Origin of the sequence: Paenibacillus sp. NPDC056722, assembly GCF_042790635.1 — a bacterium.
Taxonomy (GTDB): Bacteria; Bacillota; Bacilli; order Paenibacillales; family Paenibacillaceae; genus Paenibacillus_AQ; species Paenibacillus_AQ agri.
The window spans coordinates 53,128-75,737 of sequence record NZ_JBHTYV010000005.1 but is presented as its reverse complement, the minus strand read 5'-3'; the positions used below and the strand labels follow the sequence as shown (position 1 = coordinate 75,737).

Here is a 22,610-nt window from a genome sequence, read left to right as displayed (position 1 = left end):
TCTTTTTTTTATACCGAAACTATGTACAAAGTTAACTTAACATGTTGTATTTATATTAATTGAGTCGTATAATAATACATATTTCAGAGCGGCTATACAATAGACTGAATATCAGGCAAGACCAGATAGATTAGAGTATCAACATCAAGCAGAAAGTGGGGATGACAGTGGAGAGCAAGCTGAGGGCGGCAATTGTTGGTTCAACGGGATACGGAGGCGTGGAGCTGATCAGGCTGCTGCAAAGTCATCCTAAGGTGGAGATCACATCAGTGATTTCCTCATCTAGCGCAGGGGTGCCTATTGAAGAAGGATTCCCGCATCTGACCGGGGTAGTGGAGCTTAAGCTGGACGGAGTGGATGCAGCAGAGATTGCCGGGAAGGCGGATGTTGTATTCACAGCTACCCCGTCGGGGGTAAGTGCGAAGCTGGTCCCACAGCTGCTTGAGGCAGGACTCAAGGTTGTGGATCTGTCGGGTGATTTTCGCTTGAAGGACGGCGCGGCTTATGAGCAGTGGTATAAACACCCGGCACCGGCCGAAGCTTATCTGGAGCAGGCGGTATACGGGCTGTGCGAGGTGTATGGAGAGCGGGCGGCGGGAGTTGATTTTATATCGAATCCAGGCTGTTATCCTACAGCTACGCTGCTGGGGTTGGTTCCGGCCATTGAAGCGGGCTGGATCAAGCATGATAGCATCATTATAGATGCGAAATCAGGGGTGTCTGGAGCAGGTCGTGGAACGAGCCTGATGGTGCATTTTTCAGAGATGAATGAGAATTTCAAAGCTTATAAGGTCAACAAGCATCAACATATACCGGAAATTGAACAGACGCTTTCAGACGTTGCCGGGAAAGATGTTACGGTGACATTCACCACACACCTCGTCCCTATGACACGGGGTATTATGAGCACGATGTATGCGGGAATGAACGGGCAATATACGGAACAGGATTTTGTGGACTTATATCGTAAGTATTATGCAGGCAGACCTTATGTGCGCGTGCGTGACGCGGGAGTGATTCCGGCAACGAAGGAAGTTAGCGGCTCCAATTATTGTGATATTGGCTTTGCGGCAGATGCCCGTACCGGGCGTATTACGATCGTATCCGTTATTGATAACATCGTGAAGGGTGCAGCTGGGCAGGCAATACAGAACCTCAATTTGATGATGGGATGGGAGGAAACCCTTGGCCTCGGCTATACACCTGTGTATCCGTAGAGTTCAGTGGTAAAAGAGACAATGAGCGAGAAGCAAACATATACCGTCATGGAAGGCGGCAGCATCACAACACCTAAGGGCTTCAAAGCAGGAGGCTTGCACTGTGGCTTGAAAAAAACAGACCGCAACGACCTCGGCGCTATCCTGTGTGAGGTGCCTGCTACAGCGGCAGGAGTATATACAACGAATGTATTTCAGGCTGCTCCACTGAAGGTGACCCGTGAAAGTCTGGTGAATGGAACGCTACAGGCGGTTGTCGTGAACAGCGGCAATGCCAATGCCTGCACAGGGGAACAAGGGGAAGCAGATGCATACGAGATGCGCGCCGCTACTGCCCGTCAGCTGAATGTGGCGGAAGAGAATGTGGCCGTTGCTTCAACTGGTGTGATTGGGGAACTGCTCAAGATGGATGCTGTACGGAGCGGGATTGCCGGATTGCCGGAGAAGCTGGATGGGGGAGCTGCCGGAGCAGAAGAGTTCTGCCAAGCGATTCTAACTACAGATCTGGTGAAAAAAGAGTGCTGCGTAAAAGTGTCCGTAGGCGGTGAAGAGGTCGTGATTGCTGGAGCCGCCAAGGGCTCCGGGATGATTCACCCCAACATGGCAACGATGCTCGGCTTTATGACTACAGACGCAGCCATTGACGGTGAGGACTTGCTGAATCTGTTGCGCGCTGCTACGAATGTTACTTTTAATATGATTACTGTTGATGGTGATACTAGTACGAATGATATGCTCGTGGCGATGGCCAGCGGGCTTGCTGGAAATAGTAAGCTGAACCGGCTGCACCCCGATTGGGATAACTTTGCCGCTGCGTTCACGCATGTATGCCAGAGTCTGGCGAAGTCGATTGCCCGTGACGGTGAAGGTGCAACGAAGCTGATCGAGGTTCAGGTCAGCGGGGCAGTGGACGATGAAGCTGCTGCTGCCATTGCGAAGACGGTGGTCGGTTCCAGTCTGGTGAAATCGGCGATTTTCGGCGCGGATGCGAACTGGGGACGGATTATTGCTGCTGTAGGGCGTGCTGGAGTTCCGGTTTCACCGGAACGGGTGGACATCTCGCTGGGAGCAATTGAAGTATTGCTACAGTCGAAGCCGGTTGCTTTTGATGAAGAGCAGGCTTTGGTCTACTTGCAGAAGAGTGACACGGTTCTGATTACAGTAAAGCTGCATGATGGAGAGGGAACGGCTACTGCATGGGGCTGCGATCTTACTTACGATTATGTGCGCATTAATGCTGCATACCGCACCTAACCCTGCGGGCATGGCTGCTGAAGTGCTTCAGGGAGGGCTTGGATAATGGTACAGAATGCAATAGATAGAGATGCTAAGGCGACCGACCGGTTGTTCGTGATGAAGTGCGGTGGCAGTACGCTGGCGGCGCTTCCGGATTCGTTCTTTGAGGAGCTGCGTGACCTGCAAGCGGAGGGGATTCAGCCCGTGATCGTACATGGGGGCGGACCGGCTATTTCAGAGAACCTGACTAAGCTGGGCATCGAGAGCAGCTTCGTAAACGGCCTGCGAGTGACCACAGAAGAAGTGCTGGACGTTGTGGAGATGACACTGGCGGGTAGCATTAATAAAGCGATCGTACGTCGGATTCAAGGCAGCGGGGGGCTTGCGCTTGGATTGTCCGGCGTGGATGGCAACTTGATTACCGTTCGTCCGGTAGACAATAGCGCTGAGGTAGGGCTGGTCGGAGAAGTAACCGGGGTGAAGGCAGAGATTGTGACGGGTATCCTCGCCTTGGGTTATATTCCTGTGATTGCCCCGATCGGGGTGGATGCGGGAAGCCAGCGCTACAATATTAATGCAGATACGGCAGCGGGAGCTGTGGCTTCTCATATTGATTCACCGCAAATGATCGTAGTGACGGATGTTCCCGGTATTATGCGGACCATAGACGGGGAGAAGGTGGTTCTCCCCTCGGTGACGGTACAGGAAATTGAAGCGTTGATTGCCAGCGGCGAAATCTATGGCGGTATGATCCCCAAAGTTCGTGCAGCGATCGATTGCATCCAGGGTAATGTGTCTGAAGTGGTTATCGTGGATGGTAAGGAGCCGCATGTGTTGGGACGGGTACTACAGGGAGAAGATATCGGAACGCGTATCGTCCGATAAAGAGTACATGTATCTTGGACGTATTCAAGTTCACTATAAATAGGCAGCCCATTAGCGGCGCAGATGACAGGAGAGTGACAATGGAATGAGCAAGCTTACACAAGTGGAAGAAGGTAAAGCGGCAGGTGGCGCGGCAGGACAAGAGGAGCCGGCAGACAAGTTGAGCGCAGTGTTCCCATCCTATGCCAGATTCGATATCAGCCTCGTTAAAGGTAAGGGCAGCTGGGTGTGGGACGACAAAGGGAACAAGTATCTGGATTTCACCTCCGGACTGGCAGTGACTAGTTTGGGTCATGCTCCGGAGAAAGTCGGCGCCAAGCTGAAGGAGCAGATCGATACACTATGGCATGTCTCCAATCTGTTCCATATTCCGGGACAGGACAAGGTAGCCCAGCTGCTTACCGAGAACAGTTGCGCGGACCAAGTCTTCTTCTGCAACAGCGGGGCGGAAGCTAATGAAGCGGCTATCAAGCTGGCACGTCGTTACCAGCAGAAGATCAAGGGTGTGGACCGTTACGAGGTTATCACTTTCGAGCAGTCCTTCCATGGCCGCACATTGGCAACATTGACGGCTACCGGGCAGCAAAAGGTCAAGGAAGGCTTCCTGCCGCTTCCGGCAGGCTTCAAAACCGTGCCACTACATGATTTGTCTGCGCTGAAGGCGGCAATCGGTGAGCATACAGCAGCGATCATGATTGAAATGATTTTGGCCGAGGGTGGCGTGCTTGAGGTACAACCAGAGTTTCTCGAAGCCGTGTCTGCACTTTGTAAAGAGCATGGACTGCTGTTGATTGTAGATGAAGTACAGACTGGCATGGGACGCACAGGCAAGCTGTTCGGTCATCAGCACTACAATATTGAGCCGGATATTTTCACATTGGCTAAAGGCGTGGCGAGTGGCTTCCCGGCAGGGTTGATGCTGGGCAAAGGTTATCTGCGCGAAGCGTTTTCACCTGGCAGTCATGCGACTACTTTCGGGGGAACCCCTCTGGCGGCAGCAGTTATGTCAGCGACCATTGAGACGATGCTTGAAGATAATGTACCGCAGCTTGCGGCTGAATCGGGCAGCTACCTGGTCGGACAGCTGAAAGAAAAGCTGGCGGATGTTCCTTTTATCACTGAAATTCGCGGTAAGGGTCTGCTGATCGGTATTGAATGCAAGGGTCCTGTAGGCGATATTGTGCTGGCTGGACAGAAAAAGGGGCTGCTGTTCGTAACAGCTGGACCGAATGTCATCCGGTTGCTGCCGAACTTGTATGTCAGTAAAGAGGAAATCGATCAGGCGGTGGACATCCTTTCGGAACTCATTCATACTTATGCTACAGAAGCAAACGGGGAGGCCTAGTTCATGAATCAGGTTATACCAAGTGAAACACAGGATATTGCCAAGAAGCTGAAAGGGCGCGACCTTCTGGAACTGAATGATTACAGCCCGGAGGAGATTACGTACCTGATTGAGCTGGCGATTGAACTGAAGAAGAAGCAGAAGAACGGCGAGGTTTATCAGCCGCTGAAGGGTAAGACGATCGGTCTTATTTTTGAAAAATCATCCACGCGTACCCGCGTATCGTTCGAAGTAGGCATGTTCCAGTTGGGTGGTCATGCGCTATTCCTGAGCAAAAATGACATTCAGCTCGGACGTGGCGAAACCGTTGGCGATACAGCACAAGTGATGTCCCGTTATCTGGACGGAATCATGATCCGGACCTTCGGTCATGACAAGGTAGAGGAGTTGGCAAAGTACGCTTCTGTGCCGGTTATCAATGGCTTGAGTGACTTAGCTCATCCCTGCCAGGTGCTGGCGGACTACCAGACTGTATACGAGCACAAGGGTCGCTTGAAGGGCTTGAAGCTGGCTTATATCGGCGACGGGAACAACATGGCCCATTCCCTGCTCATCGGCGGAGCCAAGCTAGGCGTGCATGTATCGGTAGCGGGCCCGCAAGGCTATGAGCCGGATGCAGCAGTAGTGGCAGAGGCACGCGAGATTGCCAAGGAGACTGGCGCAGAGATCGTGGTTACGACCAGCCCGCAGGAAGCGGTGCAGGATGCCGATGTCATTTACACGGATGTGTGGGCCAGCATGGGCTTCGAAGAAGAGCAATTGGCGCGTGAAGCGGCGTTCAAGGACTATCAGGTTAATGAGGAACTGGTGAAGGGTGCGAAGAGCGACTATCTGTTCCTGCACTGCTTGCCAGCACACCGTGAGGAAGAAGTGAGCACAGGTGTGATCGACGGCCCGAACTCGGTGATTTTTGACCAGGCGGAGAACCGCCTGCATGCGCAGAAGGCACTCATGGCTGCACTGATGGGTTAAGGAACTGAATCTTATTTAAAATATAATTATCTATATAAGATGGATTTGATAGTGGCATCTTGATGCTCGTGAGGAAGTAACGTAGTGGAAGTTTGGAACTGGAGAAGCGTCAGCGGTCGTCTTTATCATCAGATTTCATCCGCAAAATGCGGCTTAAATATAGAAATCTGATGATAACAACGATCGGAAGTCCAAACATTCCGCGCAGTTACGACCAGCCGCGAGACTTCAAAGGTGCTCGTATTCAATACATCTTATATAGCCCACACGAAAGGAAGTTGCTTGTTCATGGCTAAGGAAAAAATTGTACTCGCCTATTCCGGCGGACTTGATACATCGGTCATTCTGAAATGGCTGAAAGAGACTTATGATGCGGAGATCATCGCGTTCACAGCCGATATCGGCCAGAAGGAAGAACTCGATGGCTTGGAGGAAAAAGCGCTCGCTACCGGCGCGTCGAAGGTATACATCGACGATCTGCGCGATGAATTCGCGAGTGACTTCATCTATCCGATGTTCCAGTCGGGCGCGTTGTATGAAGGGCAATACCTGCTCGGTACAAGTATCGCTCGTCCGTTGATTGCCAAGCGGATGGTGGATATCGCCATCGCTGAAGGCGCAACAGCCATCGCGCATGGCGCGACAGGTAAAGGCAACGACCAGGTGCGTTTTGAGCTGAATGCTGCGGCACTGGCACCTGGCATCCAGGTAATTGCACCTTGGCGTCTGGAAGAATTCCGTAACCAGTTCCCGGGCCGTGCGGAAATGATTGCATACGCAGAAGCAAACGACATTCCGGTTCAGGCTTCGGCAGCGAAGCCGTATTCCATGGACCGCAACCTGCTGCACATCAGCTATGAGAGCGGCGTACTGGAAGATCCTTGGTTTGATCCAAGCGCACCGGAGAACAAAGGGATGTTCCTGCTGAGCAATGCGCCTGAGGATGCACCTGATGAGCCGGAATATCTGGAGCTTGAATTCCTGAAAGGCGACTGTGTAGCTCTCAATGGCGAGTCATTGTCTCCGCTTCAGGTAATGGAGAAGCTGAACGAACTGGGCGGCAAGCACGGCATCGGCCGTGTGGACATGGTCGAGAACCGTTTTGTCGGCATGAAGAGCCGCGGCGTATATGAGACACCGGGCGGAACCATTCTGTTCACAGCGCATCGGAAAATGGAGTCCATCACAATGGACCGTGAGGTCATGAACCTGCGCGACAGCCTGATTACCCGTTACAGCACGTTGGTATACAACGGCTTCTGGTTTGCTCCTGAGCGCAAGGCGCTGCAAGCATTGGTTACCGAGAGCCAGCAAAACGTCACAGGTACAGTGCGCGTCAAGCTCTACAAAGGCAACATTATCGGTGCCGGCGTGAAGAGCCCAGTGAGCTTGTACAATCCTGAGATCGCGACTATGGAAGCTGATCCAACTCAGGCTTACGACCAAGGGGATGCAACAGGCTTTATCCGCCTGAATGCCCTGCGTCTTAAAGTATCTTCTGGCGTGGCAGAATCGAATAAATAAGTAGAGAGTACGTTCAGATAGAGCAATCAAACAAGCGGACCGTTCAGTGGGCCGTTCCTCCCGCAAGGACAGGAGCGGCTCTCTGGCGTCCAAGGAGGAGGAGTCGACAGGTGAGCAAGCTGTGGGGCGGAAGATTTACCAAAGGAACGAACAAGCTGGTGGAGGAATATACAGCATCCATCGGGTTTGATAAGGCATTGGCGGAAGAAGATGTGCAGGGCAGTCTGGCCCATGTCACCATGCTGGGCAAATGCGGAATTCTGCCGCAGGAGGATGTTGAGACGATAAAGGCGGGTCTGAACAAAGTGCTGGATAAGGTTCGTGCGGGAGAGGTTGTTTTCTCGGTATCGGATGAAGACATCCACATGAATATTGAGAAGCATTTGATTGAAGAAATCGGTCCAGTCGGCGGCAAGCTGCATACCGGACGTAGCCGTAACGACCAAGTGGCGACGGATATGCATCTTTATCTGCGCAACCGCGTGGTGGAATTGGTGGGCCTACTCCACAACCTTCAGGAATCCCTGATTGAGCAGGCAAAAGATAATGTAGAGACGATTATCCCTGGCTACACGCATTTGCAGCGGGCACAACCGATTCTGTTCGCCCATCATTTGCTGGCCTATGTGTCCATGTTCCGCCGCGACGCGGAGCGCCTGACGGATAGCTACAAACGGATCAACGTGCTGCCGCTGGGAGCGGGTGCGCTGGCGGGAACGACGTTCCCTATCGACCGTCATTTTGTGGCGGAGCAGCTCGGCTTTGACAGTGTGTACGAGAACAGTCTGGACGCTGTCAGCGACCGCGACTTTATCGTAGAGTTTTTGGCCAATGCTTCGCTTGTGATGACACATCTGTCCCGGCTGAGCGAGGAACTGGTACTGTGGAGCAGCACTGAGTTCAGCTTCGTCGAACTGGATGATGCCTTCTGCACCGGCAGCAGTATCATGCCGCAGAAGAAAAATCCCGATGTTCCGGAACTGGTCCGGGGCAAAACAGGCCGCGTATACGGCAACCTGATCGGTCTGTTGACCGTGCTGAAGTCGCTTCCGCTGGCCTACAATAAGGACATGCAGGAAGACAAGGAAGGCATGTTCGATACGGTGACTACATTGACAGGGGCGCTGCAGTTATTCGCTCCAATGATCGCTACGATGAAGGTGAACAAGGGCCGCATGCGCGAAGCGGTGAACACCGACTTCTCCAACGCGACAGATATCGCTGATTTCCTGGTGGGCAAAGGTTTACCGTTCCGTCAGGCGCATGAAGTCATCGGCAAGACTGTATTGTACTGTATCAACGAGGGCAAGTTCCTGCTGGATCTCACGCTCGATGAGTTCAAGCAATTCTCGCCGTTGTTCGATGAGAACATCTATGCGGTACTTCAGCCGGAAGCTGTTGTGAACGCACGTAATGTATACGGCGGCACAGCTACCGTGCAGGTGAAGGCTGCCATCGAACGGGCCGAAGCTGCCCTGCATGAAGCGAATGAGTGGGTTGTAAAACACAGCAACGCTGTTTTGTAGGTTGTTATTACAGATGACCCTACGATAGGCGCGAATATTCCTGAACATGACAAAGACTGTCTATCCCTGGCTACTGAAGCAAGGGGGAGACAGTCTTTTTTTGCAAAATAAAATCTATTTATTTGAGTGGCAGCCAGGCCAGAACATCGCGGATCTTGGCATCCCAATAACCCCATTCATGCTCTCCTGGGCCTTCATCGTAGGTTAGCGATAGGGTAGTCTTGCGGCAAGCGTCCCGGAATGACAGATTGTTCTCATACAGGAAGTCCTCTGTTCCACAGCATTGATAAAAGGCCGGTTTCGGCCCTTGTGATTGATCCAGTTCCTTTAAGAGCCACAGGAGATCATCTGGTGTGCCTGCAACGTCTTTTTCGCCGAAAATCATCTGATACCCTCTTTTGGCAGCCGGGTCATCCGTATTTTTGAAATGCTGTGCGATATCCAGTGAACCTGACAGACTGGCCACGGCTGCAAAGCTTTCGGGCTTGCGCAGTCCTAACTTGAATGCTCCATAGCCGCCCATTGATAATCCCGCTACAAAGTTGTCCTCGCGTTTATGCGAGAGCGGGAAAAAGGAACGTGCCAACGCAGGTAATTCCTCGCTGATGAAGGTCCAGTATTGGCCACCCATGGCCATATCTGTATAAAAGCTGTGATGCACCTGGGGCATCACCACTGCAATCCCCATTTCGGCAACATATCGTTCGATCGAGCTCCGACGCAGCCAGATGGAGTCGTCATCCGACAAGCCGTGTAACAAGTACAGCGTAGGGTGCAGCTCACCACGCGTTACATTGCTCATACCGATCTGTGAGGTTGTTGTTTGCGGTAAAATTACAGTCATGGAGGTGCTGAGACCTAACACTTCCGAATAAAATCTACATTCAATTAAAGCCATTGTATATCCTCCTCCCAGCACAAATAATAGCATAGTCCCCAAATGGTATGAAACATCGAAAGCTCTGATTAGCGTTTTCATTGGCTCATGGATTGGGTATTTTAGCTTACGGGGTGTAATAAGCATCTTTAAGCGCACTTTTATGGCTAGTTTTGAAAAGGAGGAAATACAAGATGAATAAAAAATGGATGATTGGCACATTGGCTCTTTCCCTTGGACTACTGTCGGCCGGAGGAGGGGCGGTGGCAGCTTCGACACCTACAGCAAACCCTATAGTAAACCCTATAGTAAACCCTATAGCAAAAACGGTGGGGGCCTCGATACCGGGCAAGGAAGGTCCGGCGACGATTAACAATTTGACCGAGAAAAGTATTATTCCACTGCTAGTACATGCGAATGCTATCTTTTCCTACGCCAGCCAGGGCGGGGGAGATTACAAACGGGAGATTTTTCAGTACAAAGGCGACGAATATCGTTATCTCTCCAGCGACATCGGCACAGAGCAGAAACTGCTGAATTACATAAAAAAGGCGTTTACCCACAATGCAGCGGTTTATTATACCCGGTCACAATTTATGGATTATGAAGGACGGATGACACAAGTGAACCGGGATTATGGGACATCATTGGATTTTGGAAAGGCTACTGCCCGAATGGTCTCCAAAAATGCGTTAGCCGCAGTATTTGAATTGACAGTTCCCTATAAGAATCAAGGGGCTATCAAGGATGTAATCGTAAAGCTGAAGAAGGTGGAGGGATACTGGAGAATTGATGTGTCACCGAATGCTCTTTTTTAAGAGAGAGTGGAGAGCGGAGAATTGTCAGTACAAATAAAAAAAGCTCTACTGCAGGCAGCGGAGCAGATCGGACGGATAGGCAACGCCGGCATATTTTCCGTTACGAGTGACAATCACGCAATCATCCTTGGATTCATCCGGACGGTTGGTAGCCGCCGCCATCACGGTCTCCAGAGGGGCTTCAATGTCCAGCATTAGTGGAGCCTTGTTCATCAGCTTCAGAACTGGTTCGCCGTAGAAGGAATCTGCGCCCATCCGGCCGGTAGCACGTAGGAAGAAACGTTCACTCATTAGCAGTCCCAATGGCTCGTTAGCTGCGTTACAGACGACAATGCTTTTGGCTTCGGGATGCTGGAACATCACGCGCAGCGTTTCGCGGCAAGTACGGGAAGCATAGACAGCGGGCTCAGTGCGAATCAGTCCTGCAAGATCATTGATAATAGCTGTAGTCATTCTAAGTCATCCTTTCGAAATCGGGTGTATTCCTACTGTACTCCTGAATCGTAAACTGCGATGGTTCTCTGCGTAATTTACCCGTAAAAACAGGCAAACTGCCTGTACACGAATATGAAAATAAAACGGTCGAACCTTCGAGGGTCCGGCCGTTTTTGATAGAGGCGATAGGTGCCTGCTACTGACTGCTGCGCACACCATCCTCCATAAAAGGACGCTCTGTAGCTTCTGGAGTGGGGTTCCGGCCCGCACCGGGCTGATTGGCTGCGACCAGCCGTTTTTGCGCAGGGTAGACGTCGCGGGACAACCGGGAAGTCTCCACGGCTTTACCGTCGACATAGCGGGTGATGTAAGTCTCGACTACATATCCTGTTTTGCCCTGCTGGATTACACGGGAGCTACCAGGCGACAGAGAGGCATCGCGGACGAAAATATCTTTCGGTGGCAGGATCTCCACCGTTTTCGATTGGATTCCATAGCTGATATTCTTAGGGAACGTGCCGAACAGCTTAACAGTCAAGGCGCGTCCCTGAACCTCGGCTTGGATAATGATGTACTTGCCGGTATTATTCCGGAAGCGGAAGTTGATATATCCTTCAGCGAACGTAGCATCCTGTCCCTTTGGCAGATAATTGACGGGTACGGAATGATTGCGCCGCTCTACAATCTCAAGACCAGTACGCAGCGCCGCATTGTACAGCGTACTGGATACCTGACAGATACCGCCGCCCATGCCGGGCTGCAGCCTGCCGCCGACGATGACTGGCGCCTCCCGGAAACCATATTCCTGACGGGCTTTTTCAATGGCCTTGCCATAATCAAACACAGCACCTGGCGGGAGAATGGTTCCGTTAACAGCTTTGGCCGCGGCATCTACGTTATGTGTGCGGCCTGGTCCGCTGCTGCCGAGTGAAGTGCTGAATTGTGTGATTTTACGCTCGATACCCTGATCTTTTAATTCTTTCAAGGTGATCGCTGGCTCCAGCACGGTTAAGGGGACTTCCAGAACAAGGGGAGTATTCTGTAGATCCTCCAGCTGTTGGAAGTCTGTAGGGAGCGCTGCCTGCAAAGTAGTCTCCAGCGCGGTCCAGTTCACCTCGCGTGAATTGGTTCCCGGTGTGTAGACCACCTGATCGCCAGGGGTAATGACCCGGGTGGCATCCACCGGGACGCCGAAGGCGGATCTCTCCCATGCGGGGCTGAGAATATCTTTGAGCTGTTTGATATCCAGACGAGAGGTTAGGCTCCAGCTATGGGGAAAGCTGCGGCGGGCGTTGAAGCGATCCCACAAATTTCCCTCTTTAAGCTCCTGAAGGGCTTGCAGGAAAGCCGGAGCTTTGTAGGTCAGCCCGGCCTGCTTCAAAGTGATAGCAACATCTGCAGTACCCTCCGCCTTGAGAACAAGCGGAAGGGCTTCGAGTGCGAGAAGCCGCTGCTCGAGACCGGAGCGAATATCATCGATATTCATACCGCCAATCTCCCAGCCGGCAAGGTTGATTCCGTCAGGCAATGTGCGCTGACTCGTATAGAGATGAAGCCCGCCGGTAACAAGCGAACCTGCTAGAATAAGACTGATCAATGCAATGAGAGCAGCGTGAATTTTTTTCATAGGAATCTCCTCTTGAGGGGTTAAATTGGTTAGGAAAGCCGTGATATTTCAAGTATATGTGCGGCCAATGTAAAACTTTCGGGTACTCAAGGAGTAACAGATTTGTTACAATAGAGACGCCTGCTGTAAAGTGCAGTTTATGGAAGTCTGGGCTGGACCTTGTCGAAAGACTTCACGGCGGAATATGTCATAATCGGGAAGTGATAGAGTGATTGAAATGCAGGATGTGTGGAAGACGTACCCCAATGGCACTCATGCGCTGCAGGGCGTGTCCGTCAAGATTGACCGTAACGAATTCGTATATGTTGTCGGTCCGTCTGGTGCAGGGAAGTCGACTTTCATGAAATTAATTTATAGAGAAGAGATGCCGACCAAAGGTCAGATTTCCGTGGGCGGTTTCAATATAGGCAAGCTCAAACCGCGTAAAATTCCTTATGTGCGCCGGAATATTGGCGTAATCTTTCAGGATTTCCGGCTGCTCCCGAAGCTGACGGCCTTTGAGAACGTTGCTTTTGCAATGGAAGTTATTGAGGCTCCGAAGAAAATTATCAAGAAGCGCGTCAATGAAGTACTAGATCTGGTCGGTCTGAAGAACAAAGCCAACCGCGAGCCTTCACAGCTCTCTGGCGGTGAGCAGCAGCGGATTGCGATTGCCCGGGCGATCGTTAATAATCCGTCCGTTATTATTGCGGACGAGCCTACGGGTAACCTTGACCCGGAGACCTCCTGGGACATTATGCAACTGCTGGACGAGATCAATTTCCGTGGCACTACGATCGTCATGGCTACGCATAACCGTGACATTGTTAACAAAATGCGCAAGCGGGTTCTGGCCATCGAGAACGGCAACATTGTGAGAGACCAAGTGAGAGGGGAATACGGTTATGAGTTTTAAGACCTTCTTGCGACACGTGCGGGAAGGCTTTAAAAACGTATTCCGCAACGGCTGGATGTCCATAGCCTCCATCACCTCGATTGTCGTCTCGTTGTTCGTGCTAGGTGTCTTTATTCTGCTTGTACTTAATGTGAACGCTATCGCCGATAAGGCGGACAGTCAGGTTCAGATCAATGTGCATCTGGCGCTTAATACCGACCAGAAGCTACGTGAGACGGTGGAGAATGAGATCGGCAGCATGCCGGAGGTCAGCAAGATTACTTTTGTATCCAAGGAGCAGGGTCTCAAGGAATTCCGTGAAGATATGGGCGCGGACGCCGCTGAACTTCTTGAAGGATTCGATGAGGACAACAACCCTTTGCCGGACAAGCTGGTAATAGAGGTCATTGAGCCGACTACTGTCCCTTTTGTGGCTGAGAAGATCCAAGCGCTGAACGAGACTCATGAAGAGCAGCCTATCTATAAAGTCAATTACGGAAAAGGCTCAATCGAGACGTTGTTTAAAGTGACGCGTGCTGTGCGCAATATTGGTTTTATTTTTGTAGCAGGATTAGGCCTGATGTCCATGTTCCTGATCTCCAATACGATTCGCGTAACCATTTTGGCCCGTCGCAAAGAGATCGGCATCATGAAGCTGGTTGGGGCGACAAATTATTTTATTCGCTGGCCTTTCTTTATAGAAGGGGCACTGATCGGATTAATTGGTTCACTCGTCACCTCGGGCCTGCTTTACGCAGGTTACACCAGTCTGTTGTCTTCTGTGCAGGGTGACCCGATGCTGGGGCTGAAGCTGATCCCGTTCGGTGAGATCTGGATGCTCCTGTGCGGTCTGCTGGTTGGGCTGGGCATGCTGATTGGCATTTGGGGAAGTACCGTGTCCATTCGCAAGTTTTTGAAGGTATAACGAGATTTCGAAGGTTCAAGTCAGGCTTCTGATTTTAATTTTGATTTTGGATAAAGGATGGGGAGTGCGAGTTGAAGAAGATTGCTGCCGGGTTAGCCGTATTATTGCTGACTGTCACTATGTTCGGGCCCTCTGAAGGATATGCCAACAAAAAGAGTGTCGCCGAAATCGACAAGCAGCTCAAGAAGCTGCAGCAAGAAGTTAAGGAAGCCAAAGAGCAGCAGGTGAAGGCTGCTTCGCGCAATCAGGAAGCACAGCACTATAAGAACAAGACTAATATGAATTTGCAGTATGTGCTGGGGCAAGTAGATATGGTTAAAGGGAAGATGAAAGATATCTCTGGCAAAATCGCCGATACAGAGAAGTCACTGAATCAGACGGCTGTTCAGTTGGATGATGCGGAAGCGCGTATCGCTTCTCGGGAAAAGGTTCTGGAGTCTCGGGTACGCCTTATGTATACGGACGGAGCCGTATCCTACCTGGATGTGCTGCTCTCGTCTAATAGCTTCACAGACTTCCTGGACCGGGCGGATTCCCTGAAGCTGATCGTGGATCAGGATCAGGATCTTCTGGTGCAGCATAAGGTGGACAAGCAGCTTGTCATCGACAAGAAGCAAGAGCTGGAAGGAAAGTACGCCCAAGCCAAGCAGCTCTATACCGATTTGGAGGAGCAGCGTAGTCTGCTGAAAGAGAAAGAAAAGGATAAACAAGAACTTATCGCTTACTATGACAAGGAAATTCAGGACTCTGATGATATCAGTGAGGAACAGAATACGAAGCTTGTAGAGCTGGCCAGTCAGCGTTCTAACTTGGAGAAGGAAAAGGATAAGCTTAAAGCAGAGGAAGCGGCGAGAAAGGCAGCCGCTGCTAAGGCTGAAGCTGCCCGCAGAGAGGCTGAGGCCAAGAAGAAGGCAGCTAAGGCAGCATCTTCTTCAAGCTCCACAGCTTATGCAGGCGGAGACGGTCCGCTTTTGAGACCTGTAGGTGCAGCGCGAATCTCTTCTCCTTATGGTTACCGAACCCATCCGGTCACAGGAGAAGTAGGGAAACTGCATACCGGTACAGACTTTGCCGTTTCGCAAGGAACCAGTATCCATGCTGCAGATTCCGGCACAGTGCTGGTAGCGGAATGGTGGAACGGGTACGGCAACTGTGTGATTATTGATCATGGCGGCGGCATGTGGACACTGTATGGCCATATTCGTAACGGCGGGATCAAGGTTAAGGCCGGTGATCATGTGAGTCGTGGTCAGGTCATTGCGGAGTCCGGTTCTACCGGACGTTCTACGGGTCCCCATCTTCACTTTGAAGTCCGGATCGACGGTAAGCCTGTTAATCCGATGCCGTACCTGTAATTTTCGGACTAATAAATATTAATTGGACATAGGGCATATACTGGAAGGGATACCGTTCTATGCTGAACGGGTAAAACGCAAGGTTCGAGAGAGGGACAAGAAGGGACGGTGGGAACTGATGTTGAAGAAAAGCACAGCGGCGTTTTTGATGATCGCCGCCCTACTGTGCGGCAGCTTGCTGACCCTGAGTGTGACCGGTTATATGCAGATTTCCGGACAAGCTGCAGGGCAAGGTGCAATTTCCTCTGCGCTTAACGGAAGCAGCGGCCTGGATCAGAAGGAAGCCAAGAAGCTGGGTACGGCTCTTGGTTTGATTGAGGGGAATTACTATGAAACTGTAGATCGGAACAAGCTGATCGACGGTGCTGTCAATGGGATGATGGAAGCGCTGGGCGATCCGTATTCCAATTATATGGGTAAAGAAACGGCGGAGAAATTCGAGGAGAGCATCGAAGGCTCATTCTCCGGAATTGGAGCCGAGGTCTCCTCGGAGAATGGCAAGGTTGTCGTTGTGTCTCCGATCAAAGGATCACCTGCTGAGAAAGCGGGCATTCAGGCCAAAGACGTGATTCTTTCCGTCAACGGTGAATCCTTGGAGGGTCTGGAGTTAAATGCAGCTGTTGCTAAAATTCGCGGTCCTAAGGGCAGCAAGGCGACGCTCAAAATTCAGCGTGCCGGCTCCGCAGAGCCGTTGGAGTTTGCCATCACCCGTGATGACGTGAAACTGGAGACCGTCTACGCCAAGCTGGAAAAGGGCGATGTCGGTGTCATCGAGGTGACTCAATTCTCCATGAATACAGCAGAGCGGTTCAAGGAAGAGCTGGACAAGCTGGAGAAGCAGGGCATGAAGGGATTGGTCATCGATGTCCGTAACGATCCTGGTGGTGTACTTCCTGTAGTGATTCAGATGGCGGAGCAGTTCGTTCCGTCAGGTAAAACCATTGTGCAAGTTGAAGATAAGAACAAAAATCGTGAGCTTAGTAAATCCAAAGGATCCAGCAAAGCATATCCGGTTGTTGTTCTAATGAATAAAGGCAGCGCAAGTGCATCGGAAATTCTGGCAGGGGCCTTGCAGCAATCGGCAGGCGCCAAGCTGATCGGTGATAATTCGTTCGGTAAGGGCACGGTGCAAACCAGCTTTGATAAGCAGCTCGGAGACGGCAGTTTGCTGAAGATCACGATTGCCAAATGGCTGACGCCTGACGGCACTTGGATTCACGGCAAAGGCATCAAGCCAGATATTGCAGTGGCTCAGCCCGACTATTTCTCGGTAGCTCCGATCAATAAGAGCGCGACCTTGCAATACAATATGAACAGTGCAGATGTAAAGAGCGCACAGATTATGCTGGATGGACTAGGCTATAAGCCGGGCCGTAAAGATGGATATTTCGACGCTGCTACCAAAGAAGCGGTGAAGAAATTCCAGAGCACAGCCAAGCTAACAGTCACAGGCATTATCGATGCCAAGACTGCAGAGACCCTGGAAGCGGCATTGATCAAGGCTATCCAGAATCCGGCCAATGATAATCAACGGAATAAGGGAATTGAAGAGATTCAGAAGGAAATCAAGTCAGCATCGTCGAACAAGTAAGAAGGCTGAATTCAGCCTTCTTTTTTTCTTTGATTTTAGAGAAATGTAGTAGCCGGACGAAAAGGAGCGTGACGAACGGTTGAATGTGATGCTGGAACTGTTGGGAAGCTTGGGCAAGGCAGCGCTGAATTTGCTAATCCAGCCCTATTACTATATTGCTCTTATCTTTGTTGCCCTGTATTACCGAAGACAGGTAGCCTTGGAACGGAAGCTGATTCATGTAAAGCTGCATAGTCCGGGTCAGGAAATTTGGCGTACGGTCTGGAGTGGCCTGATTATGGGACTTCTGGTATCTGTTGCTGCTGTCTTACTGGGTGTTTCGATCTCTGGTCCAGCAGTGGCCTGTATTTGGATTGTTACCCTGCTTCTATTGCTGATTCGCGTTCGTTATCTATGTTTTGCCTATGCTATAGGCATACTAGGTGTTATACAATTCGTGTTTTCTTTCTTTCCGAATGCATTCCAGACGGGGACAGTCGGAACTCTAGTTACCGGTCTGCGGGAAATGGACATTCCAGCTTTGCTGGTGCTGGCCGCTTTGCTGCATCTGGCCGAGGCCCTGCTGGCTCGTTGGCAGGGCCCCGGATTGGCTTCGCCGCTCTTTCTGAAAGGCAAGCGTGGCAAGGTCGTTGGTGGCTTTCAGCTGCAGGCCTTCTGGCCGCTGCCGCTGTTCCTGCTGGTTCCTGCCGCTGCCGGAACCGGAGATCTGCCATGGCAGCCGCTGCTGGGCGGCGGGCTAGGCATCGTGTCCCTGCCCGTCATCATCGGCTTTAGCGAGATGACGCACAGCCTGCTGCCGGGGCGCAAAGCGGCCCGTACGGCAGGGCGGCTGCTGATCTACAGCGGCGTCCTGCTGGGCCTCAGCCTGCTGGCCTTCTGGTGGAGCCCGCTGACGCTGCTCGCGGCGCTCGCAGCGGTCCTGCTGCACGAAGGGCTGTCCTGGTACAGCGCTCTGGAAGAGCGCAGCAGCAGTCCCATCTTCGTGCATCCCCCGCACGGCCGCAAAGTGCTGGCCGTGCTGCCGGGCAGCCCCGGGCAGGAGCTGGGCATCCTGCCCGGCGAGGTCCTGCTCAAGGTCAACGGGGTCCTGTTGACCGAAGCCGCGCAGCTGCATGAGGCGCTGCGCAAGAACCCGGCGTTCTGCAAGCTGGAGGTGCAGAACCGGGCAGGCGAGAGCAAGTACCTGCAGACCGCCATCTATGATGGTGATCATCACCAGCTCGGCATCATACTTGCGCCAGAGCCGGATGAGACGACCATCGCGCTGGCGAAGCCAACGAGCATCTTCGGCATCATCAGTCTGCGGGCCAGCCTCAGCCGCAGCAACCGCTCAGCGGCTAATGATCTTAAACGGGCGAAATCCGCTGCCGAGTCCAAAGCGGATTAGGCCTTTGGCGATGCAGTTGGACAATCCATCCACGCTTGCTTGCCTAAAAAAGCTGAATCCAAGGTAGGTAGATGCAGATAATCCTTGGCCGTGTAAGGTGCTCTAGAGCTGTGGAACAGCTAAGTCTTCTGAAGTTAGAACAAGAGACTAATGAGTCCTCCTGTCTAACTTTTAACTTTATAGCAGTAGAAGGTCCGAGTTGTGCTTAACAGGAAATTATCCTGTTAAATAAAGTGAAATGAAATAAAGCGCCGGATTAACAGGATAAACTCCCGTTAATCCGGCGCTTTATTAGGTTTTCATGGCTATGGGGAGGAAATAACAGGATCTTTTCCAGTTATTCTTGCAAAACTATGATTTAACGGGCAGAATAACGGGAGTTTATCCAGTTGTTTCTGCGGGCTAAGTTATTTATCTGTTATGTAGAATGAAGTTAGGATTCTAACCTGGGGTTAGTCATGCAATGGCGGAACGTTGGGGATTTTAGTCGCTGCCACTCGTCATCATGTCTCCCAGCGCAAGTCACGATCACCACTCACGATCACCGCTCGCCATCACGCCTGCCAGCACTAGTCACGATCACCACTCGCCAGGATTTTAACCAGCCTGTCAGTCAACCTATAACCTCACTCCCGAATGTTCTTCAAATAAAAAATCGCAATCTGCGTGCGGTCGCGAAGGCTGAGCTTACTCAGGATGTCGGTGATGTAGTTCTTGACGGTGCCTTCGCTCAGGAATAAGGCACCGGCAATCTCCTTATTGGAGTGACCTTCGGCGATAGAAGCGACGATAGCTTGTTCCGCTTTGGTTAGCCCGTAAGCTTCAAGGCATTGCGCGGGTGTGTTTTCCTGTTGTGCCGCGGGCTTTAGGAAGGTAGTCAGCTTACGGGCAATATCGGGATGGATTAGCATGTTGCCTTCATGTACAGTTTTGATCCCCTGGATAATACGGTCTGGCGGGATGTTCTTGAGCAAGTATCCCTGCGCTCCGTTCCGAAGGGCCTCGATAATATATTCATCATCGTCGAAGGTGGTCAGCATCAACACCGAAATCTGTGGATAGCTTGCTTTTATCAGCCGTGTGCCTTCAACGCCTCCGCAACCGGGCATGCGAATATCCATTAGCACCACGTCTGCCGCTAAGCCCCCCGACAGCAGAGCCAGTGCCTCATTGCCGTCTCCAGCTGTCCCAACTACCTCTATATTGCCGTCCATGCCCAAAAGCACCTTCAGACTTTCACGGATAAACGAATCGTCGTCAACAATGAGAACTTTGATCATAATATTCAGCAGATCTCCTTTAATCTGATTTTTGACTAACAGCCGTACTTGCCGCCAGATGGCTTTAAAATACTGGAATTCACGCATAAAACCTAGAAACAGCGTATGCTTTCTATAATTGCTTTCTTGGGGAAAGAGCGTTTATCTATCACAAAATGAGTTCTTACTTCTTACTTCGCCAAGCAACGGACTCCAGAGACTTTATTGCCTATCGATTCAACCACTCAGGAAGATAACGGACCCCAGAGCTCCTATGGGCAGAAATCCTGTTCAAAATCCGCTGTTTAGGAGGGAATAACGTCATCTGAGTCCACTACATGTTCCAGGAGCAGCTTGATGCACAAATAAAGACGTTACGGTCCGTTAGCTCCCCTGAGTGAGCTTCAACCTGCTGAACCGGGTGTTATGAAGAAGTTGTTTTGGCAAGTTCTGATTACGATGTTGAGCCTCAACTTATATAGCTAGAGTATTTCAGACTGTTTATATACTGGAAGTCGAGTGATTAGGGTGAACTCCGGTTCCAGCCGCAGCTCCAAGGTACCGCCGACCAGGGAGGTCCGTTCCTCCATGCCTTTTAGTCCCATCCCTCCTCGATTCAGTAATCGGTTCTTATCAAGGGGAAGCAAGCCATTGTTGCTAATCTCCATGGTTACCTCGCTGGTTGAATAGCCAAGTCTGATGGAAATCGCTGTGGCCTTACCATGTCGCAGCCCATTAGTGATGGCTTCGCGCGCATTTTTATAAAGCACGACTTGCAGGCTTGGGTAGAGCTGGAACGGCATGCCTTCCACCTTGTAGGAGGTGACTATTCCGGTATCGCGGCCCGTCTCCTCCAGTAGTCTGTCCAGTGCGTAAACACCTTCGAGCTGAGGCGCGTAGTTAATACGCCTAACAGCTGCGCGCATATCATCCATGCTGGCTGCGAGCTGGTCGCGAATCTGAACCATGAGGGCCATTCCAGTGTCAGGGGAAGAAGGGAGCGTATGAATGGCTGCTTCCATCATCATTTTCACCCGAATCAGCCGATGTCCAATATCATCGTGCAATTGGCGGGCGATCCGAACTCGTTCTTCGGATTGGGCGGTATTCTCGACTTGGGCTGCGAATTGCTGAAGCCGGGTTCGGGCCTCATCCAGCTCAAAATGCCGTTTGCGCAGCTCATCATAGAGAAACAGCGTTTCGGCCTGCCCATGCTTGGCCCGGTGCAATAGTACCATGAGACAAGCAGCCAGCAGGAAGGCGAGATTGATGGAAGTGATCGCGAGCTGTGAGCTAGAATGAAAGGCGGTGTTAAGTGCGATCAAATGCACAGTAGTAAAGACCACCGGCACCAGCCGCGGCTTAAGCTGTGAGTAGAGCAGTAGGGAAGATATAGCGGGAAAGATCATCAATGGGCCATATTGAATACACAGCCAGGCTGTGAATAACATCTCAATGCCACTGAGCAATGCCCTAAAGGCTAGAGGCAGTTGTCCTTCCATCACGACCAGCAACAAAAGAATCAGCAGGTGCAAAGTGAACAACTCGTAATCGGCATATTCCTGAATATGCATCGTTATCAGCGCAGGGATCACAATAAGTCCATAACGCAGCAATGTCAGCTCTCGATTCACAGCGGTGCCTTCCTTTTATTCATTTTATATTACTTAGCATAGCACACAGACTGTGAATTTCAGGAGATGACTTTAGTCACCTTCATATAGTGACCTTCTGTACCTTAACTTCTATGCTTCCCGCGATACAATAAAGACATAACAGTTTGAATTGACAGGAGAGATGATGCATGGCACTTGCGGTACTGACCGATGTAGTGAAACGATATGACGGCAAATTGACAGTGGACCATTTGAACGTCAGCATTCAGGAGGGGGAAATCTTCGGCTTGCTAGGTCCGAACGGTGCAGGAAAAAGCACAACCATCAGCATGCTCTGCGGCCTCTTATCCATGGATGGCGGTAGCATCGAGGTAGACGGAATTTCGGTAGCGACGAATCCCCTTGAGGTGAAACGCAGAATCGGGCTAGTGCCGCAGGATCTTGCGCTCTATGAGGTTATGACGGCAGCGGAGAATGTGACGTTCTTCGGTAAACTATACGGATTGCGTGGCAAGTTGTTGAAAGAACGTGTGGAAGAGGCACTGGCTTTTACCGGGCTTAGTGATCGGGCGAAGGATAAGCCGTCTTCTTTTTCCGGGGGGATGAAGCGCAGATTGAATATTGCTTGTGCCATTATGCATCGTCCGCGCCTAATTATTATGGATGAACCAACCGTGGGGATTGATCCACAGTCACGCAATCATATTCTGGAATCGGTCAAGAAACTGAACCAACTTGGTTCTACGGTGATTTATACCAGTCATTACATGGAGGAGGTCGCTGCTATTTGTGATCGGGTAGCGATCATGGATAAAGGCCATATCATCGCCTGCGGTACGGAGAAGGAGCTGCGGGAGCGGGTGGCTCGTGAAGAAAAAATCGTGATCAAAGCAAGCAATATTAACCCTGGGCTGATTCAGGAGCTGGGTCTGCATCCTCGGATCAACCGGGTAGAGGTCAGGGAGGATGTTGTGGAGATTTATCTACCTTCTTCTCAGGGGGAGCTTCAGGATATCTTGTTTATTTTCGCCAAACACGAAGGAATTATCGCTTCTCTGCATGTCGACGAGCCTAATCTAGAGACACTGTTCCTGAGTTTGACCGGACGGTCACTGCGGGATTAATGGAGGTGGGATAAAAG

Annotated in this window: 19 protein-coding genes; 14 read left to right on the top strand and 5 right to left on the bottom strand. The window is 51.2% G+C overall.

Translation table 11 applies throughout. The features are described 5' to 3' along the window. Positions 1-167 precede the first annotated feature (167 nt). The 7 genes from argC (at position 168) to argH (ending at position 8,705) form a co-directional block, all read left to right on the top strand. Positions 168-1,217: an N-acetyl-gamma-glutamyl-phosphate reductase gene (gene argC / locus ACFRAM_RS14370; protein ID WP_379466695.1), complete on the top strand. Its 1,050-nt coding sequence runs from the start codon at positions 168-170 to the stop codon at positions 1,215-1,217. A 21-nt stretch (positions 1,218-1,238) separates the two neighbouring features. Next, positions 1,239-2,471 (top strand): bifunctional ornithine acetyltransferase/N-acetylglutamate synthase, encoded by a 1,233-nt coding sequence (gene argJ, locus ACFRAM_RS14365; protein WP_379466428.1) that lies wholly within the window; start codon positions 1,239-1,241, stop codon positions 2,469-2,471. A 45-nt stretch (positions 2,472-2,516) separates the two neighbouring features. Next, positions 2,517-3,338, top strand: coding sequence for an acetylglutamate kinase (argB, locus tag ACFRAM_RS14360; RefSeq protein WP_379466427.1), 822 nt, complete (start codon positions 2,517-2,519; stop codon positions 3,336-3,338). An 85-nt stretch (positions 3,339-3,423) separates the two neighbouring features. Then, positions 3,424-4,683, top strand: coding sequence for an acetylornithine transaminase (locus tag ACFRAM_RS14355; RefSeq protein ID WP_379466426.1), 1,260 nt, complete (start codon positions 3,424-3,426; stop codon positions 4,681-4,683). Between the two features lie 3 nt (positions 4,684-4,686). After that, on the top strand, positions 4,687-5,655 hold the full coding sequence (gene argF / locus ACFRAM_RS14350) for an ornithine carbamoyltransferase (RefSeq protein ID WP_379466425.1): 969 nt from the start codon (positions 4,687-4,689) through the stop codon (positions 5,653-5,655). 288 nt (positions 5,656-5,943) lie between these two features. Then, positions 5,944-7,179: an argininosuccinate synthase gene (locus ACFRAM_RS14345; protein ID WP_066378771.1), complete on the top strand. Its 1,236-nt coding sequence runs from the start codon at positions 5,944-5,946 to the stop codon at positions 7,177-7,179. A gap of 110 nt (positions 7,180-7,289) precedes the next feature. Beyond that, entirely contained in the window at positions 7,290-8,705 is a 1,416-nt protein-coding gene (gene argH, locus ACFRAM_RS14340; protein WP_066378767.1) for an argininosuccinate lyase, read from the top strand. A gap of 118 nt (positions 8,706-8,823) precedes the next feature. On the opposite strand, the gene ACFRAM_RS14335 is transcribed toward argH, so the two are convergent. After that, the gene (locus tag ACFRAM_RS14335; protein WP_066378764.1) at positions 8,824-9,603 is read right to left on the bottom strand and encodes an alpha/beta hydrolase; all 780 of its coding nucleotides are present in this window, start codon (positions 9,601-9,603) and stop codon (positions 8,824-8,826) included. A gap of 173 nt (positions 9,604-9,776) precedes the next feature. On the opposite strand from ACFRAM_RS14335, the gene ACFRAM_RS14330 reads away from it, so the two are divergent. Then, positions 9,777-10,400: a DL-endopeptidase inhibitor IseA family protein gene (locus tag ACFRAM_RS14330; RefSeq protein ID WP_379466424.1), complete on the top strand. Its 624-nt coding sequence runs from the start codon at positions 9,777-9,779 to the stop codon at positions 10,398-10,400. 45 nt (positions 10,401-10,445) lie between these two features. On the opposite strand, the gene ACFRAM_RS14325 is transcribed toward ACFRAM_RS14330, so the two are convergent. Next, positions 10,446-10,853, bottom strand: coding sequence for a CBS domain-containing protein (locus ACFRAM_RS14325; protein ID WP_379466423.1), 408 nt, complete (start codon positions 10,851-10,853; stop codon positions 10,446-10,448). Positions 10,854-11,031: 178 nt separating this feature from the next. Then, positions 11,032-12,462, bottom strand: coding sequence for a VanW family protein (locus ACFRAM_RS14320; RefSeq protein WP_379466422.1), 1,431 nt, complete (start codon positions 12,460-12,462; stop codon positions 11,032-11,034). Positions 12,463-12,670: 208 nt separating this feature from the next. Between ACFRAM_RS14320 and ftsE the strand changes: the two genes are divergently transcribed. The 5 genes from ftsE (at position 12,671) to ACFRAM_RS14295 (ending at position 18,594) form a co-directional block, all read left to right on the top strand. Next, positions 12,671-13,357, top strand: a complete 687-nt coding sequence (gene ftsE / locus ACFRAM_RS14315; RefSeq protein WP_066378748.1) for a cell division ATP-binding protein FtsE — start codon at positions 12,671-12,673, stop codon at positions 13,355-13,357. Beyond that, positions 13,347-14,261: a permease-like cell division protein FtsX gene (ftsX, locus tag ACFRAM_RS14310; RefSeq protein WP_066378746.1), complete on the top strand. Its 915-nt coding sequence runs from the start codon at positions 13,347-13,349 to the stop codon at positions 14,259-14,261. Before ftsE ends, ftsX begins: the two co-directional genes overlap by 11 nt. A gap of 71 nt (positions 14,262-14,332) precedes the next feature. Next, complete coding sequence (locus ACFRAM_RS14305) at positions 14,333-15,616, top strand: murein hydrolase activator EnvC family protein (RefSeq protein ID WP_379466421.1); 1,284 nt, start codon at positions 14,333-14,335, stop codon at positions 15,614-15,616. Positions 15,617-15,734: 118 nt separating this feature from the next. Further along, complete coding sequence (locus ACFRAM_RS14300) at positions 15,735-17,207, top strand: S41 family peptidase (RefSeq protein ID WP_379466420.1); 1,473 nt, start codon at positions 15,735-15,737, stop codon at positions 17,205-17,207. A gap of 79 nt (positions 17,208-17,286) precedes the next feature. Next, positions 17,287-18,594, top strand: a complete 1,308-nt coding sequence (locus ACFRAM_RS14295; protein WP_379466419.1) for a PDZ domain-containing protein — start codon at positions 17,287-17,289, stop codon at positions 18,592-18,594. A 626-nt stretch (positions 18,595-19,220) separates the two neighbouring features. Here the strand turns inward: ACFRAM_RS14295 and ACFRAM_RS14290 are convergent. Both ACFRAM_RS14290 and ACFRAM_RS14285 read right to left on the bottom strand, forming a co-directional pair. Further along, positions 19,221-19,874, bottom strand: a complete 654-nt coding sequence (locus ACFRAM_RS14290) for a response regulator (RefSeq protein ID WP_379466418.1) — start codon at positions 19,872-19,874, stop codon at positions 19,221-19,223. A gap of 461 nt (positions 19,875-20,335) precedes the next feature. Beyond that, positions 20,336-21,487 carry a sensor histidine kinase gene (locus ACFRAM_RS14285; RefSeq protein ID WP_379466417.1) on the bottom strand — a complete coding sequence of 384 codons (1,152 nt, stop codon included), beginning with the start codon at positions 21,485-21,487 and terminating at the stop codon, positions 20,336-20,338. Between the two features lie 170 nt (positions 21,488-21,657). On the opposite strand from ACFRAM_RS14285, the gene ACFRAM_RS14280 reads away from it, so the two are divergent. Then, on the top strand, positions 21,658-22,593 hold the full coding sequence (locus tag ACFRAM_RS14280) for an ABC transporter ATP-binding protein (RefSeq protein WP_379466416.1): 936 nt from the start codon (positions 21,658-21,660) through the stop codon (positions 22,591-22,593). Positions 22,594-22,610 lie beyond the last annotated feature (17 nt).